12 protein-coding genes are annotated in these 17863 nt (G+C 38.2%); 5 read left to right on the forward strand and 7 right to left on the reverse strand.

Features of this window, described 5'->3' with window-relative positions; genetic code table 11:
• Positions 1-72 precede the first annotated feature (72 nt).
• From leuA to V5M36_RS02535, 4 genes are all read right to left on the reverse strand, one after another.
• A complete protein-coding gene (gene leuA / locus V5M36_RS02520) occupies positions 73-1770 on the reverse strand; it encodes a 2-isopropylmalate synthase (RefSeq protein WP_338561696.1) in 1698 nt (565 codons plus the stop codon).
• Between the two features lie 349 nt (positions 1771-2119).
• Positions 2120-2803 carry a Fe2+-dependent dioxygenase gene (locus tag V5M36_RS02525; RefSeq protein WP_338563986.1) on the reverse strand — a complete coding sequence of 228 codons (684 nt, stop codon included), beginning with the start codon at positions 2801-2803 and terminating at the stop codon, positions 2120-2122.
• A gap of 123 nt (positions 2804-2926) precedes the next feature.
• Positions 2927-5242, reverse strand: coding sequence for a TonB-dependent receptor (locus V5M36_RS02530; protein WP_338561699.1), 2316 nt, complete (start codon positions 5240-5242; stop codon positions 2927-2929).
• Positions 5243-5534: 292 nt separating this feature from the next.
• Complete coding sequence (locus V5M36_RS02535) at positions 5535-7745, reverse strand: TonB-dependent receptor domain-containing protein (protein WP_338561702.1); 2211 nt, start codon at positions 7743-7745, stop codon at positions 5535-5537.
• A 263-nt stretch (positions 7746-8008) separates the two neighbouring features.
• Here V5M36_RS02535 and tig point away from each other — a divergent pair, with 263 nt between their 5' ends.
• The 4 genes from tig to V5M36_RS02555 all read left to right on the forward strand — a co-directional run bounded on the left by tig (position 8009) and on the right by V5M36_RS02555 (position 12408).
• A complete protein-coding gene (tig, locus tag V5M36_RS02540; protein WP_338561703.1) occupies positions 8009-9343 on the forward strand; it encodes a trigger factor in 1335 nt (444 codons plus the stop codon).
• Positions 9344-9536: 193 nt separating this feature from the next.
• A complete protein-coding gene (gene clpP, locus V5M36_RS02545) occupies positions 9537-10148 on the forward strand; it encodes an ATP-dependent Clp endopeptidase proteolytic subunit ClpP (RefSeq protein ID WP_067655829.1) in 612 nt (203 codons plus the stop codon).
• 33 nt (positions 10149-10181) lie between these two features.
• Positions 10182-11492: an ATP-dependent protease ATP-binding subunit ClpX gene (clpX, locus tag V5M36_RS02550; protein WP_338561705.1), complete on the forward strand. Its 1311-nt coding sequence runs from the start codon at positions 10182-10184 to the stop codon at positions 11490-11492.
• Positions 11493-11655: 163 nt separating this feature from the next.
• A complete protein-coding gene (locus V5M36_RS02555; protein ID WP_338561707.1) occupies positions 11656-12408 on the forward strand; it encodes a DUF2846 domain-containing protein in 753 nt (250 codons plus the stop codon).
• A 43-nt stretch (positions 12409-12451) separates the two neighbouring features.
• Here V5M36_RS02555 and V5M36_RS02560 read toward each other — a convergent pair whose 3' ends face one another.
• On the reverse strand, positions 12452-13003 hold the full coding sequence (locus V5M36_RS02560; protein ID WP_338561709.1) for a DUF2059 domain-containing protein: 552 nt from the start codon (positions 13001-13003) through the stop codon (positions 12452-12454).
• A 184-nt stretch (positions 13004-13187) separates the two neighbouring features.
• The gene (locus V5M36_RS02565) at positions 13188-14714 is read right to left on the reverse strand and encodes a fumarate hydratase (protein ID WP_338561711.1); all 1527 of its coding nucleotides are present in this window, start codon (positions 14712-14714) and stop codon (positions 13188-13190) included.
• Between the two features lie 466 nt (positions 14715-15180).
• Between V5M36_RS02565 and V5M36_RS02570 the strand changes: the two genes are divergently transcribed.
• Positions 15181-15291, forward strand: a complete 111-nt coding sequence (locus tag V5M36_RS02570; protein ID WP_338561713.1) for a hypothetical protein — start codon at positions 15181-15183, stop codon at positions 15289-15291.
• Positions 15292-15712: 421 nt separating this feature from the next.
• On the opposite strand, the gene pta is transcribed toward V5M36_RS02570, so the two are convergent.
• Positions 15713-17854: a phosphate acetyltransferase gene (gene pta, locus V5M36_RS02575; RefSeq protein WP_338561715.1), complete on the reverse strand. Its 2142-nt coding sequence runs from the start codon at positions 17852-17854 to the stop codon at positions 15713-15715.
• Positions 17855-17863 lie beyond the last annotated feature (9 nt).

Consider the following 17863-nt stretch of genomic DNA (forward strand, 5'->3'; position numbering starts at 1 on the left):
TGAATAAACAAAAGGATACCACTTGCGGGTATCCTTCTAAAGTCATTTTAATGTTATTACAATCGCAATTGCTTATACAGCAGCACCCACACGTTGCTCTGTGCTAAGTACGCCTTGTGCGATTAAGCGGTTGGCACTCGCAATAATGGCATCAATGGAAGAGGTGACAATATTGTCATGTACACCCGCTCCAAATGCTGACTTGCCTGTACCTTTCACTTGAAGTTCTACCAAAGCCAAAGCTTTTGCATTCGCACCAGAACTGATACTGCGCTCTTCATAGTTTAAAACATCTATAGGCAATTGAAGAGCATTTAACACGGCTGAAATAGGTCCATTACCTGCACCGCGTAATTGCTGTACTTCACCATCGATTTCAATATCTAAAGTAATGACTTGGTTGCCATTCTCATCTGATAAACGATAGTTTTGAACATTGTAAAAACCATGTTTAGTATTTACGTATTGTTCATTAAACAATGCCCAAATATCTTGTGCGGTCACTTCTTTGGCTTGTTCATCCGTGACTTGTTGAACAGATTGAGAAAACTCAATTTGTAAGCGACGCGGTAAAACAACGTTATAGTTCGACTCCAATAAGTATGAAATCCCACCTTTACCTGACTGTGAATTGACTCGAATAACTGCGTCATAGTCACGACCTAAATCTTTAGGATCGATTGGTAAGTAAGGCATATCCCACATTTCTTGGTTCTTTTGGAACTCGAAACCTTTTTTGATCGCATCTTGGTGTGAACCTGAGAATGCTGTAAAGACCAAATCACCTGCATATGGATGGCGTGGATGAACCGGTAAACCTGTACATTCTTCAATCGTGGCAATGATTTCATTGATATTTGAAAAATCAAGTTCAGGCGCAACACCTTGGGTGTACATATTCAAAGCAATTGCCGCAACGTCGACATTACCTGTACGTTCACCATTTCCGAATACACAACCTTCTACACGATCTGCACCCGCCATCATCGCAAGTTCAGATGCTGCGATACCACAGCCACGATCGTTATGACAATGCACTGAAATGATGACTCCATCACGACGTTGTAAGTTGCGATGCATCCATTCAATTTGATCTGCATAGACATGTGGACCTGAAACTTCAACAGTTGCAGGCAAGTTTAAAATGACTTTGTTGGTTGGAGATGCTTCCCAAATCTCGGTAACTGCATCACAAACATCTTTTGCAACTTCAAGTTCTGTGGCAGTAAAGCATTCTGGGCTGTACTGGAAAACCCATTCAGTATTTGGATATTGTGCTGCATATTCTTTAACTTTTTCAGCAGCATTCATCGCAAGTTTCTTCGCACCAGCGACATCAACATTCAATACTTTGTCACGGAAAGTCGGTGAATTCGAGTTGTAAATATGCACAATAGCGCGTTTAGCACCTTCCAAAGATTCAAACGTACGTTGAATCAAATGATCACGGGCTTGTACCAAAACTTCAATATAAACATCTTCAGGGATATGATTTTCTTCGATCAATTTACGTGTGAAATCAAAATCAATTTGTGATGCAGAAGGGAAGCCGATTTCAATATGTTTAAAACCGATCTTTACCAACATTTGGAACATTTTGAACTTTTGTTCAATGTCCATAGGCTCGAAAATCGCTTGGTTACCATCACGCAGGTCGGTACTCATCCAGATTGGCGCTTTATTAATTTCATTGTTCGGCCACTGGCGGTCGGGCAAGTCTACACGTTGATACATGCGACGATATTTTGTACTTGGATCTGCCAACATCATGAGATAACTCCTTGCGTAGTTTTCGTTGCTTCAATCTTGGGTAAAGGCAACGTCCTACAAAGATAGATTGTGTCTATTTAACCATTTACAAGTATTGTCTATTTCGTTGGTGATTAAATATAAACTTTAGATTTATATCACTTTGCTTGACCAACGATATTCTTGTAGCTTTATAACTTAAAGTCTAATCGAGCTCAGTCGAAAAGTTTTTCCTATTTCTATGGATTTTACTCTTATCTTAAAAAAGTATTTCTGATATGACTTATTAAGTGATAAATATTCCCGTATTAATTATAATGAACTTAATTTTTTCTCAAAAGATATCTATATCTTAACTTTTAAGTTTAATTTAAAGCTCAGCCCATTTTCTCATCAGATTATGATACATGCTGGTGAGATGAATGACTTCGGTATGTTGATCACCCAGTTCAAGGCGTAACTTTTGTATTGTTTGGTCTAAATTAAACAGCATAAAACGATCGGCATCATCACGAATCATACTTTGTACCCAAAAAAATGATGCGATGCGACAACCAGAAGTGATCGCTGTGACTTCATGCACACTAGTAGATGGATAAAGAATCATATCGCCTGCAGGAAGTTTAACTTCATGGTAGCCGTACGTGTCTTCAATTACTAAATCACCTCCTTCATACTCATCTGGTTCACTTAAAAAAACCGTACAGGATAAATCTGTTCTTAAGCGGTCATTGCTTCCTCGAATACGTCGAATGGAATTATCGACATGAAATCCGAAAGCTTCATTATTTTCATAACGATTGAATAGAGGCGGAATAATATCTAAGGGAATTGCAGCGGATAAAAAAAGAGGATGTTGACCTAAAGATTCTAAAATAATTGTGCTGAGATGATGAGTGAGAGGATGATCTTCAGCCAGTTGTTGGTTTTGTTTGACTGTGGCAGAAAGTGTGCCAGCTGTAACTTTTCCATTCACCCATTCAACTTTATTCATTTCTTCACGAAAGTATTGAACCTGTTCTTTGCTGAGTATGTTGGGAATATGATGAATCAAGATCAATACCTTTAGTGAAATCATTAAGCTGATGCATAAAAGATAAAATAGCCCCAAATTAGAGGCTATTCAATCTTCATTCTAAAGAAAATATTTTAAAGTTTAGGTTTTAAAATTTAGGCTTTAAAATTTGAAATTAGCTGAAAGTACAGCACTACGACCTTCAGCTTCAGTTGCATAATGTGAAGCATACGCTTTAGTAAAGTATCGAACGTCGGATAGGTTATTTACATTGAGCTGTACATCTACATTTTTATTGACGTTATAGCGGGCCATTGCATCATATCGAACATAGCCCGATACAAACTTAGTATTTGCTGCATCACCAAAAACTTTGTCCATTGCAATCGCACCTGCACCGAGTTGCAGTTTAGGAAGCACTTGGTAGGTTGTCCAAAGCGTCGCTGAGTTTTTAGCAACGTTTTGTACTTGGTTGCCATTTGTTGGACTTGCTGCATATACGGCTGGTTGACCTGATGCTGCAGTATTCACAAAACCAGCATCAACAATTTCGCTGTCTAAGTAGGTATAACCGACAGATACTGCCCATTTATCTGTAAGGTTACCATTTGCGCCAAGCTCGATTCCTTCAACACGAGTTTCACCAATATTGCGCGTAAATCCATCTGTATCTAAAGCTCGGGTATTTTGTTTTTCTGTACGGAAAATGGCTGCTGTTAAGTTCAACTTATTGCCCAGCACATCCCATTTTGTGCCAATTTCATATGTTTTTACTTCTTCAGGTTTTAGATTGTTGATCGCTCTTGCTTGTTCGTCTGTTGTGTTACGACCGGGTACTGAAATACCCTCTGAACCATCACCTGCATCAACACCTACAGGATTGGCAGAAGTCGCATAACTTGCATAAATGGAACTATTCTCTGTGGGTTTAAATGTGATACCAGCCTGATAGTTAAAGAAATCATTGCTAGATTCGTATTGAGTTCCAGCTTTGATTTGTGACGTACCTGAACCTGAAGTTTTGTTATATTTCATGTCCGTTTCGAATTTATCCCAACGAACACCAAGATCGATTAACCATTGAGGTGTTATTTCTATATTATTCAAAGCATAAATAGACTGTGTTTTAGTCGTAATATTCATCATATTAGGATTCGCTTGAACTGAACCTAACCAAGCATCCTTGGTGTTGGGATTGTATAGACCTGTACACCAGCCATTTGAGTTTGGTAATGAGCATGCATTGTTTGCATTGTTATTATTTGAGCTTCCACCAATTTTAGTGGTGTTTGGATCGGTAACAATATTAGACCCACGGTCAGAATCTTGTTTTGAATATTCTGCACCGACGTTAAATTTATGTTTAAAAGCACCTGTATTCAATTTACCCGTCAAAGCAAGTTGATCTGTAAAACTGTCGGTACTGGTTAAATTTGTGTTTACACGACGCCAAACTTGATTATTTAAAACATTACCTTGGCTATCATCGGGCTGTGTCCATAGATAATTATTTTTCGATTTATTATAAACCGCAGTATTACTCAATGTGAGATTGTCATTGATGTCATGTTCAAGTTTAATCGTACCCGCCTGATTTTCTTGCTTTTGAAAATCACGATCTTTCCAACCGTAGTAAATACCTTGAGCTACATCTACAGGTTTACCAACGGTTGCTTTTTTACTTGCATCGTATTGATAAGGAACACCTGAGTCAGGTTCATCATTAGATTTTAAATAGTAATAGGAGAGGGTTGCTCGAGTGTCTGTATCTAGACCAAAGCTGATACTTGGAGCTATACCTGTACGTTTATATTCAGCACCATCTTTTTGTCCAGCTTTTTCATTTTGATGCCCAAGTACTGCCACACGCGCTGCCACACCATTTCCAAAGTCTTTATTGCCATCTAAAGTGATCCGCGCGTATGCATCTGTCCCACCAGCTACAGATCCTTCTAAAAAGTTCCCTTTTTTTGCAACTTTAGAAATCATATTAATGCTACCACCCGTGCTACCTGCACCGCCAAGCGCTGAAGCTGAACCTTTGGTCACTTCCACTTGTTCAATTGCAAACATTTCACGGTTTTGCGAGGTCGCATTGCGAACGCCATCGACGTAGATTGAACTTTCAGAGTTATAGCCACGAATAAATGGGCGGTCACCATTTGGATTGCCACCTTCGCCTGCACCTAACGTAATACCCGGTACTGTACGTAATGCATCACTCAGCGTAGTCACTTGTGTATCTTGAATGAGTTGCTTTGAAATCACTGAAACAGATTTTGGCGTGTCGAGTAGAGGCACAACATACTTGCTATTTGCAGATTGATCTACTTTTAGGCTTTGTTCTGCACTGGCTTTACTTTTGAGAGTTTCAAGTTGTGTGATTTGATCTTGAGCAATTGCTTGACCTGCTATCGCCGTTACTGAGGTCATGATTGCTGAAGAAATAATTTTCTTACGTGTTTTAATAAAGTCCATTTCGACTCGGTATCAGTTAATAAAGATTAGGATGAGAATAGTAATGATTCTTATTTTTTAATGGGGTTTCGAAAATTGGTAATCTCGATGTAATGTTCATTAGATGATGGAACATTAAATGTAACTGTGTAACAAAATATTTATAAGTCTTTGAATTAATTATTTATTGATAAAAACGACTATTATCCTTTTAATTATGATAATTATTTATGCATCAATTATTTAGATTTAATGCCAAATTAAAAAGAAAAAAGCCCTGTTTTAGCAGGGCTTTTTAAAATAAATTTATAGCTTAGAAGTCATAAGAAACGGATAACCAATAGTTACGACCTGATAAATACGTACCAGATGTTGAAGAACCTACGTCTAAATATTTATAACCTGTTGCTGTTTGAGGGCGATTTCGATTATCTAAATATTCATAAGATTGGTTTCCACGTGTAAAGTCTTTATCAAGTAAATTATTTACAGCCATATTAAAACGTAAATTATCACTATAAGAGTAGCTGCCGCCTAGATTAAATAAGTTATATCCACTTAATTCATTTCCAAAAATTAAAAACTCTTCGTAATCACTTGAACCAATACCAGTGGCAGGAGCCGTAGGTTGTGTTTTAAAACGATCTTTGTTTGAGCGATATTCATGTTGTAACCATAAATCAATTTGGCTATTTATGTGCCATGTTGATGTGGTGTTTAGAGCGTGTTTAGGTGTGTTGTTGTAATAAGCCCCTTTATCACTCCCCTTAGTGATTTCAGTTTCCATCAAAGTATAAGCAGTACGAATATCCCATTCAGGAATAATTGAATACTTAAGACTTAATTCCAAACCTTTAGATTCTGCTTCATCTGCATTAACATTTTTAGCGAATGTATCTTGGACAATTTGTGGGCCATAACTGACGCAATTTGGTCGATTTGGAGATGCTATAAAATTACAGTTTGGAGTCGGGTTGCCTGATACGATTAAATCACTAATTTTACTGTAGAAAACAGTTGAACTAAAATCGAAATTATCATTATTGGTATAGTAAAATCCTAACTCATAGTTAATGGACTCTTCAGGTTTTAAATCAGGAGAACCCACACCGAAAGATGCGCCTTGGCCGCTCACACTGATGATGCCATCATAAAGTGCTTTTGGTGAAGGTGTTTTATAACCCGTACTTACACCACCTTTGAATGTCACTTCATCAGTTGCATTCCATACTAAATAACCACGAGGACTAAATTGCCCGCCAAAACCAGAGTGATCTTCGTAACGACCACCAAGAGTAAAGTTTAAGTTATCTAAAATAGACCATTCATTTTCCAAATATACAGACCAAGAATCTTTTTTAAACTCTGAACCTATACCTGCAATATCATCTTCAATTTTTGCTTCTTTATATTCAGCACCTACTGTGACCTTATGTTGACCTATAGGTAAAACAAGATTGGTATCAAATACTAAATCAGTATTGGTCAAATTACGATTAGCGCCGTTAAAAGCACCATCTTTAAATGTACCATTTGGAATAGTTCTGCCAATTGTTTCTGTTTCAGTTTGGCTTAAATAGGTTTTCCAAACACCGAAGTCATAATCACCGTCATGACCAATTGAAATCTGCGAACGATCAAACTGAAGCTTGTCTTTATAGCCATTCGCTTGTGTAGGTGTATCCTGAGTTCCAAGTCGATTATCTGTATTTGGATATTTTTGAGTAGATTCAAAGCCATCAATCCAAATATGGTTCTGATCATTCAATTTAAAATCTAATTTTGCACCGATATCATAATTATCTGCCTTGCTTGGACGCGGATCACGACCTGTAGTACCTGTAATACGTTCAGATTCTTGTCGATCTAAGTAACTTCCACGAATTTGTAAGCCTAGACGATCATTAATCAGTGGACCGTTTAAAACGAAGCTAGATTTCCAAGAGTCAGCTTCACCTTTGTGCTCCATCAAATTACCACTTAAAGTGACGTTACCAGTCCATTCATCACTTACTTTTTTAGTAATAATGTTAATGACACCGCCCATAGCCTCAGAGCCATAACGTGTAGCCATAGGACCACGAATAACTTCAATTCTTTCGATAGTTGATAATGGTGGCAAATATCCACTAAACGTGTCAGAGAAACCGTTTGGTGTTACATCGCTAGAAGTAGTTTGTCGGCGACCATCAATAAGGATGAGTGTGTATTCAGAACCCATTCCACGAAGGCCAATATTTAAATTTCCTGTTTTGCCTACACCATTACGAATATCGACACCAGGAACATCTGAGAGTAAATCAGCAATACTTGTGGCATTTTTCTTTTCGATATCTTCTTTTGTTACAACACTGATAGAAGCAGGTGCATTTTTAATATCTTGTTCAAAACCTGCCGCAGAAACTACAATTGTAGAAAGTTGATTAACATTTTGAGATTCTGGATTTGTTGTATTCGCAATTGCAGGTGTTGTAGTAATCGTGAAAAGTGCGATAGCAAGTGGCTTGATTTTGAAATGACTCATAGATTTTAATCCTAAAGGTATGAGTTATGCGAGAGAGCATGGACAAATTTGATGCAAATATTAATGATAAAGTTTATCATTTGCAATAAGAAATATACAAAAGATACGAAATATGAATAGATTATGTAGTGAAAATTGTAGTTAAAAAGTCATAAAAGCCAATATAACAGTGGTTATAAAAAGGTATTTTGTATATCTTCGTTGGTTGTCATATAATGTGGCACTTAAAAAATTGCAATTACTATTTCTATATCGAGGAAGCCATGCAAGTAACTTCTGAAGCGGTTTCGGGCGTTGCCCGTCGTTTAAATGTATCTGTACCGACGAGCCGTGTGAATGAGCAGTTTGAAGCTCGTTTAAAACGCACTGCTAAAACTGCGAAGATTAACGGCTTCCGTCCAGGTAAAGTGCCTTTAGACGTTGTGCGTCGTGAATACGGTGCTGGGATTTACCAAGAAGTTGTGAACGACATCATTCGTGACACAGTTTTTGAAGCAATCCAACAAGAGAAAATCAACGCTGTTGGTATGCCAAACATCGAAAAAACTGAAATGAAAGATGACGCTTTAGTTTATGAAGCGACTGTTGAAGTGTATCCACAAGTGGATGTTAAATTTGATGGTTTAGAAGTTGAACGTAAAGCGTCACAAGTAAATGATGCTGACGTAGATCAAATGATCGAAAATCTTCAAAAACAACGCCAAGGTTGGGCTGAAACAAAAGGCATGGCTAAAAAAGACATGCAAGTTACTTTTGATTTCGAAGGTACTGTTGATGGTGAGAAGTTTGAAGGCGGCGCGTCTGAAGACTTTAAACTTGTTTTAGGTTCAGGTCGTATGATTCCTGGCTTCGAAGACGGCATCGTTGGTATGAAGAAAGGCGAAGAGAAAGTTATTGATGTTACTTTCCCTGAAGACTATCAAGCTGAAAACTTAGCGGGTAAAGCTGCACAGTTCAAAATCACTGTGAAATTGGTTGAGAAGCCTAAGCTTCCAGAAATTGATGCTGAATTCCTAAAAACTTTCGGTGTTACTGAAGAAGAAGGCGTTGAGAAATTAAAAGCTGACGTTCGTAAAAACATGGAACGTGAAGTACAAAACGGTCTTCGTAATCAAGTAAAAGGTGCAACTTTTGATGCGCTTGTTGCTGCAAACGAAATCGAGATCCCTGCTTCAATGTTGGCTCAAGAAGTTGACCGTCAACGTCAACAAATGATTCAACAGTTCACTCAACAGTTTGGTGCTCAAGGTGCGAAAGCATTTGATAGCAGCATGCTTCCAGATGAGTTGTTCAAAGAACAAGCTGAAAAATCAGTTAAATTAGGCGTATTGGTCAGCAAAGTATTGGCTGATGCTAAACTTGAGCTTGATCCAGCTCGCGTAGATGCTTATATCGAAGACATGGCTTCTTCTTATGAAGATCCTGCTGAAGTAATTGAGTATTTTAAAAATGATGAAAAACAACGCGCTCAAATTGAAGGTGTTGTTTTAGAAGATCAAGTTGTAGATTACATCTTAGCTTCTGCAAAAGTAACTGAAAAAGCTGTTAGTTATGAAGAGTTGTTAAAAGAGCAACAAGCTCGTCAACAACAAGGCTAATCGCTAAAAGTTAAAAAAGGGGCGCATCATGCGCCTCTTTTTTATGTTGTAGACTCTTTGTTAAATGTCCTGTATTCACAGTGCTTATTCAGAAAATATCTGATATTTAATGGGGAATATTTTGCATTTTCGACAATTATCCCTCATATTGTGAATATGTGTTGAGTAACAAAAAATCAGGAATAAATAAAGTATGTATGTTCCAACAATTGATAACGCATTAGTCCCAATGGTGGTTGAACAATCTTCACGTGGTGAGCGTTCATTTGACATTTATTCACGTCTTTTACGTGAACGTGTTATTTTTTTAACTGGTGAAGTTGAAGATAATATGGCGAATTTGATTGTCGCTCAAATGTTATTTTTAGAAGCAGAAAATCCTGAAAAAGATATTCACCTTTATATTAACTCTCCAGGCGGTTCAGTGACTGCGGGTATGGCAATCTACGACACCATGCAATTCATTAAGCCTGACGTTGTCACTTACTGTATGGGTCAAGCTGCGTCAATGGGTGCATTTCTATTGAATGCAGGTGCTAAAGGCAAACGTTATTGTTTGGAAAATGCACGTGTGATGATCCATCAACCACTCGGTGGTTTCCGTGGTCAAGCATCAGACATCGAAATTCATGCTCGCGAAATTTTATTTATCAAAGAGCGTTTAAATCGTTTGATGGCTGAACACAGCGGTCAAGATTATGAAACAGTGGCCCGTGATACAGATCGTGATAACTTTATGACAGCTCAAGCTGCAAAAGAATACGGTTTAGTCGACGAAGTTTTGTCTAAACGTCCACAAATTTAAGCTGTAAAGCATAGAGAAATATTTGGAGTGAAAATGTCTGAAAATCCTCAAGGACAAAAGCATTGTTCATTTTGCGGTAAAACGCAGTCTGAAGTGGGTAAGCTCATTGCAGGCGAGGACGCGTACATTTGTAATGAATGCGTAGATGTGTGTTTAGACTTAGTTCAGACCAGTCAACAAGTTGAAACAGGTGAATGGGAAACTCGTCCATTGCCTAAGCCACATGAAATTCGCGCTGCATTAGATCAATATGTTATTGGTCAAGACACTGCAAAGAAAACCCTTTCAGTTGCCGTTTATAACCATTACAAACGCTTAAAAGTCACTCAAAGTTCGAGCAAAGCAGATGATCAAGTAGAACTTGCAAAAAGTAATATTCTGCTTATTGGACCTACAGGTTCTGGTAAAACCTTGCTTGCGCAAACACTCGCACGTCTTTTAGATGTTCCTTTTGCGATGGCAGATGCAACGACTTTAACTGAAGCTGGTTATGTCGGTGAAGATGTCGAAAATATCGTGCAAAAGTTGCTACAAAAAGCAGACTATGATGTAGAGAAAGCGCAAAAAGGCATTATCTATATCGATGAAATTGACAAGATTACACGCAAATCTGAAAATCCATCGATTACTCGTGATGTGTCTGGTGAAGGTGTTCAACAAGCGCTTTTGAAAATGATCGAAGGTACGGTTGCCTCTATTCCACCTCAAGGTGGTCGTAAGCATCCACAACAAGAATTCATTCAAATTGATACGTCGAACATCTTGTTCATTTGTGGTGGTGCATTCTCAGGTCTTGAGCGTGTGGTACAACAGCGTCAAGAAAAAGGTGGTATTGGCTTTACGGCAGATGTGAAATCTAAAGATGATGGTAAAAAATTATCTGAACTTTTCCGTCAAGTTGAAGCTGCTGACTTGGTGAAATTTGGTTTAATACCAGAATTTATTGGTCGTTTACCTGTGATTGCTACGCTTGAAGAACTTGATGAAGAAGCGTTGATGCAGATTTTGACTGAGCCTAAAAATGCTTTGACTCGTCAATACCAATATCTTTTCGAAATGGAAGATGTTGATTTAGTCTTTGAAAAGTCTGCTTTGCTTGCGATTGCAAAAAAAGCGCAAGAACACAATACTGGTGCTCGTGGTTTACGTTCAATTTTAGAAAATGTTTTGCTTGAAACAATGTATGACTTACCAAGTCGTACTGATGTTGGAACTGTGATTATCAATGAAGCCGTTATTAAAGATAAAGCAGCGCCAGAGTATCAATCAGAACGTCAGAAAAAAACTGAACAAGTGATTGAAGAAAAAGTGGATTTAAAAATTTTAGACAGTAAATCTGCATAAAATTTTACAGTGAATCTTTAATTTACTGTATTTCATCCGAAAAGGTGGGGAAAGTGAGACTTTCCTCGCCTTTTTTATTTTTTATATTGGCTTGGAATGTTAAGCTAAATTCATAAGATCATTTAAAACCAAACAAAATAAAAATACGTGATGAGGGATAATCATGCGCTTTTTAACTTTAATTCTTTTGACTGGTAGTGGCTTGGTTGCGTGTAGTCATGCACCGAATCAGCAAACTGTTGCTCAAAATCAGATTATTTCAACTTTAGATCCAGTAAACTTTGCAGAGAAATCGAGTTTTATCTCCTCAAAATTAGATCAATACAAAGTGAGTGGTTTTTCGGTTGGTTCCTGGGTCAATCAACAACCCGGTCAATATTTTAAATTGGTAAAGCCTCAGCATCAAAATGCAGCAGTGCTTTATTTATATCGTCCTGATAGTCAATGGAATCGACAAGAAATTATTGCACAGAGTTTTTTCTTAAATGGTAAGCGTATTCCGAGTTTGATCAGCAACCATTATTATTGGATTGAATTGGCTGAAGGGGACTATAAACTCAGCTTAAGTCGTCCATTGACAGTGCTGCATTTTCAAAAGCCTTTATCTGCGCACTTTAGTGTGAAAGCAGGGCAGCAGTACTTTTTAAAATACGAAGAAGAGCAATTTCGTGGTGGGCCAAATGGTGGTGAAGAACTACTCAGAGTGGGTCCATTGATGCAAATGCCGATTCGACAGGCTTTGAAAGAAATTGGTATGACGCAGCTGAAGTCACCAGGTCTAAATTATGTCGCTCAAATTACGCCAACTGGTGAAGTACTAAAAAGCAAAGAAAAAATCGATAGTGGCAAATATAAAGCCAGTGATGATGTCCGTCTGAAAGAGCCTTTTAAATTATGGAATCCAATGACTTGGTAAAATTTTGCGACTCATTTTTTATTGAGTCATTCTATTTAAATCATCAGTTTTTAGACTTTATTAAAGGTTCTATAATGTCTGAAAGCTTGCTGATGAATTCTGCTTTTTGGGTCGGATTTTCTAGGCGTTGTTGTGTTATTTCCATCGACTCTTTCATTAATTCTCCCATTAATAAAGTGCTTTTTTGGGTAATCGATTTGCCGACTGGCGTGCTTAGAAAAGCAATGTAGGCTTGTGCTTCTTCCTCAGTATATGCTTTCTTGTAGGCATTTTTGATCATGTCATAAAATTGTTGATCTTCCGTGACATTGGTTGTGAGTGAGGAAATGAGTTCAGATATTTTGAGTGCGGCTTCTTGTTCTTTTTCATTTAAATTATCGACAATCAGAGCATCTTTTAGAATCTGTTCTGCTTGTTGATCATACATGGGTTTAAGTTCTTGATTTGATTTTTTGATGATGCCTTTGATGTCTGAAAGTTGCATCAGTTTTTCAATACTTGAGTCTTGAATAGGTGCTGCAAAAGACATACTGCTCAATAACAGAGTCGATACGATGATATTAAAATGGAACAAATTTTGAAGGATTTTTTTCATCTAGATAGCTCTAATTTATATAAAAATTTACGTATCATGCTTTTTTGATGCATGCTCAATGTCTATGAAATCATAACAATCTGATAGTGGAATGAATAGTCACTTTGAAAAACTTAAGCATGAAAAATCTTAAGCCCAAAAAAAAGCACCTCTCAAGGTGCTTTTTTATGAATATCTTTAAATCTTAATTGGCTGCAGCATCAATGACTGGGATTTTACCAATTTTTGCTTGCCAAATTTTTGGAGCAGTCGCATGAATAGACGTACCATTCACATCAACTGCAACAGATACAGGCATGTCTTCAACCACAAACTTGTAGATTGCTTCCATACCTAAGTCTGCAAAAGCGACAACTTCAGCTTGACGTACAGCTTTAGACACTAAGTACGCTGCACCGCCGACTGCCATAAGATAAGTTGCTTTATGGTCTTTGATGGCTTCAATTGCTGTTGGACCACGATCTGCTTTACCAATCATACCGAATAAACCAGTATTTTCTAAAACTTGACGAGTAAATTTATCCATACGTGTCGCTGTAGTTGGGCCTGCAGGACCAACCACTTCATCACCTACAGGATCAACTGGGCCAACGTAGTAAATGAATTTCCCTTTAAAATCTACAGGAAGTTCTTCACCGTTGTCGAGCATTTCACACATACGTTTATGTGCAGCATCACGACCTGTATAAATCGTACCATTCAACAGTAAGGTGTCGCCTGGTTGCCAAGCATTCATTTCTTCTTGTGTAATATTGTCTAGGTCGACACGCTTAGATGTCGATGAATCCCATGTTACTTCAGGGTAGTCAGACAGTTTAGGTGCAACAATATTTGCAATACCTGAACCATCGAGCGTGAAGTGAGCGTGGCGAGTTGCTGCACAGTTTGGAATCATGCCGACTGGTTTACCCGCAGCGTGGCAAGGATAATCCTTGATTTTGATATCAAGTACAGTCGTTAAACCGCCAAGACCTTGTGCGCCAATACCTAAGGCATTTACTTTTTCGAACAGTTCGATACGAAGTTCTTCAAGTTTGCTTTGTGGACCACGACGAAGTAACTCGTCCATGTTGATCTCTTCCATCAAAGATTCTTTGGCAAGCATCATCGCTTTTTCAGCAGTACCACCAATACCAATACCAAGCATGCCTGGTGGACACCAGCCTGCACCCATAGTTGGAACAGTTTTCAGTACCCAGTCTACGATAGAGTCAGATGGATTAAGCATCGCAAGTTTAGATTTATTTTCTGAACCACCACCTTTTGCAGCAACAGTAATATCAACTTTATTGCCTGGAACAAGTTTGTGATAAATCACAGCAGGCGTGTTGTCTTTGGTGTTTTTACGGCCGAATGCTGGATCAGCTAAAACAGATGCACGTAAAATGTTTGAATTTTCTAAGTAACCTTGACGAACACCTTCGTTAATTGCATCGTCTAAGCCCATGGTTAAATCAAATTTAACATCCATACCCACTTCAACGAATACGTTGACAATACCAGTGTCTTGGCAGATTGGGCGGTGACCCTCTGCACACATACGTGAGTTAATTAAAATTTGCGCAATTGCATCTTTAGCAGCTTTATTTTCTTCACGATCATAAGCACGGCTCATCGCTTGGATGAAGTCCTGAGGATGATAGTAAGAAATAAACTGTAGCGCATCTTTTACCGATGTGATCAAGTCGTCTTGCTTGATAATAGTTGTCATATCAAATATCTCTTGAGCGGGCTGTTGGCTAGCGGGCTAAATTATAAGGGATATCAAAAGACTTTTGGGGTTTTTAGCGAAAATTTGAGCGAAAGTCTAAGCGCAAATCTAAGTGCAAATATTTTAATAGGTAGCACTGCAATTTAGACTGATAAATATAAGCATTAAATACGAATTAACTCAGCTGTGAAATCTGTAAAGCAAATTCAAAAAGCTCAATTTAAACTACATGTTGATTCTTAATTGTATAATAGTTTTTGGATGAACCTTGGCCGAGAGCTTAGAGAGTATACGAATCAAGAGCTCAATTAGTTCATCTCATCGGTTCGTATCATCAGTTTATTAAGCGATATACATTGAGAATAAAACATGAAAATTATTGAATTTATAAAAGAATTAAACAGCCATTTTTTGTTATAGGTATGAGATAATCTTAATTAAAATACGAAACAGTAAGGGTAAGGTTATGAATTCTTTAAAAAAGAAAAATAAAGCTTTTTTTGTTTTTTTCATTATTACACTTTATTCAATTATCGGTTTTATTCTGGGACACTTAATCTGGACCTATCTACTGTAGATTAACAAGAACTTTTTATTCTATTCGCTTAAGAGCGTTTAAATTAGTTAAGAGCATTTTAAAAAATGATTCATAAAAAGTTGATCGCTGATCAACTTTTTTGATGAGCGCTGCGCTCATGTATATATTCCAATAGACTTTCATCAATCAAAAAATGCTCATTGAGCAGCACTAATTTGATCTGTAAAAATTTATTCTTTCTTTGCATGAAGATTGGGATGAGTGAATACTCATGATGAGTGTGTTGTGTGAAGAAGGACTTATCAAAGAAGTCAATTAATAGTTATTAATCATAAAAAGCCACCTATGTTTAATAGATGGCCGCACTCTTTTATTCAATCAAATTTATGAAACCAGACGTTATTCATTCAGTTTTATCGAAACAGATTTTAAACAACTGGTCTGCATTCAACGCTGTTGTTTAAGTCTCTTGCTGTGCTGATTGAATGGCCGTTAATGCGATGGTGAATACGATATCATCAACTAAAGCACCACGAGATAAATCGTTCACAGGTTTGTTTAAACCTTGCAGCATTGGACCAACACTGATCACGTTTGCAGAGCGTTGTACCGCTTTATAGGTGGTATTGCCAGTATTCAAATCTGGGAAAATAAACACATTTGCACGTCCAGCCACTTTTGAGTCTGGCGCTTTTGAGCGTCCGACACTTTCCACCGATGCTGCATCGTACTGAAGCGGACCATCAATGAGTAAATCGGGGCGGCGTTCTTTAGCGATACGTGTTGCTTCTGCCACTTTTTCAACATCTGCGCCTGTGCCAGAAGTACCCGTCGAGTATGAAATCATCGCAATACGAGGGTCGATACCAAAGGCTTTGGCTGAATCTGCAGATTGAATTGCAATTTCAGCTAATTGTTCAGCATTTGGATCTGGATTAATTGCACAATCTCCATAGACATAGACCTCGTCGGGTAAAAGCATAAAGAAGATCGAGGAGACGAGTGAATAGTCAGGGGAGGTTTTTATTAGCTGAAATGCAGGACGAACCGTATTGGCCGTAGTATGTATAGCACCAGAAACCAGACCATCAACTTGGTCCAGCGCTAGCATCATGGTTCCTAAGACGACAGTGTCTTGAAGTTGTTCAAGCGCTTGAATGTCCGATAACTTTCCTTTACGCAGCTCAACCATTTTGTCTACATAACGATCACGAATTGAATCTGGATCAATGATTTCGAGATGATCAGGTAAAATGATATTACGTGCTTTGGCGATCTCAATTACCGATTCAGGTTTTGCAAGTAAGATACAATCGGCAATACCTCTAGACTGGCATATTGCTGCTGCCTGAATCGTACGAGGTTCGTCACCCTCGGGAAGCACGATACGTTTTTTGGCTTCAATCGATTTTTGTACAAGTTCATGACGAAAAGCAGATGGAGAAAGACGTGGTTGATAAGAGCCATTTAATATTTGAGTGATCCATTCCGCACTAATATGACTTGAGACAAAGCGTGTGACTTGCTCTGCGCGCTCAATATCATCTACAGGAATTTCATTGCTTAAATTTGAAAGTTTTTGTGCAGTTTCAAAAGTGCTTAATGACGTTTGAAGAATGGGTAAGCCATTTTTTATTGCGGTTTGGCAGAAATCGAAGACCAATGAATTCGGTCGATACTGTTCAGTCAAAACCAAACCAGCCAATGGAATTCCATTACTGCTCGCAAGACTTGCCGCCAAAAGGACATCTATTCGGTCAGATGCACTAATGATCAGCTCTCCAGCAACGAACTTATTTAATTCATGTTCGATATTAGACGCGATTAAACTACTGTGTAAAACTCGGCGTTGTTTTGCTTCACCTAAATTGACCCATTCCGCTTGAATATGAAGTGCTATATCCGAAATACGAGGAACACTTAATGTATTGCTGAAAGGCACCATGCCAATCACGGGAAAGTTTTCTGAACCAATTTGTGCATGCGTTTTTTGAATACTTTTTACAAAATTTTCTGTCTCAGTCACCAAACGAAGGCTTAGATCAATCGTCACAGGAATTTGTGCTGACTCTTCAGGTAAGCCTCTGGTCCGCATAAACAATACGCCAGTAGTGCGACTGTTTGTAGCTCCACCAAAATGACGTAGTTGGCTTTCAACTTTATCTGCAGTCGCGACCGTATTTTGAATATTTGCATTGCTGACAATAATCACTTTGGCATCAAGCGCCTGAGCCAATTGAGCATTCAGTTCAGAAGCAAAGGCATCTCGACTATTCGGCACCAAGCCTTCAACAATGATCAGGTCATGATTTTTCGCAATTTGACGATGTAAGCGGACAGCCTCTTCAAGTAACTCATCACTTTGATCTGCACTTAATTGCTGATTAATGATGTTATACGCGATAGGTTCAACGGTTTTGTTTTTAGAGATGTGGCGATACAGCGCGGTACTTGGGTCGGCAGTATTGGCGTGCTCTTCTTGTGAAAATGGTTTTAAGAAGCCCGCTTTAACCCCTTGGCATTCTAAAGCATAGATTAAGCCTAAGCATGCTGACGTCAGTCCGACACCTTCCCCGGTAGGTACTAGTAAAATTGTTTTCATAATCAATAT

This window comes from Acinetobacter sp. KS-LM10, assembly GCF_036896575.1.
In the GTDB taxonomy this organism is placed as follows: Bacteria; Pseudomonadota; Gammaproteobacteria; order Pseudomonadales; family Moraxellaceae; genus Acinetobacter; species Acinetobacter avistercoris.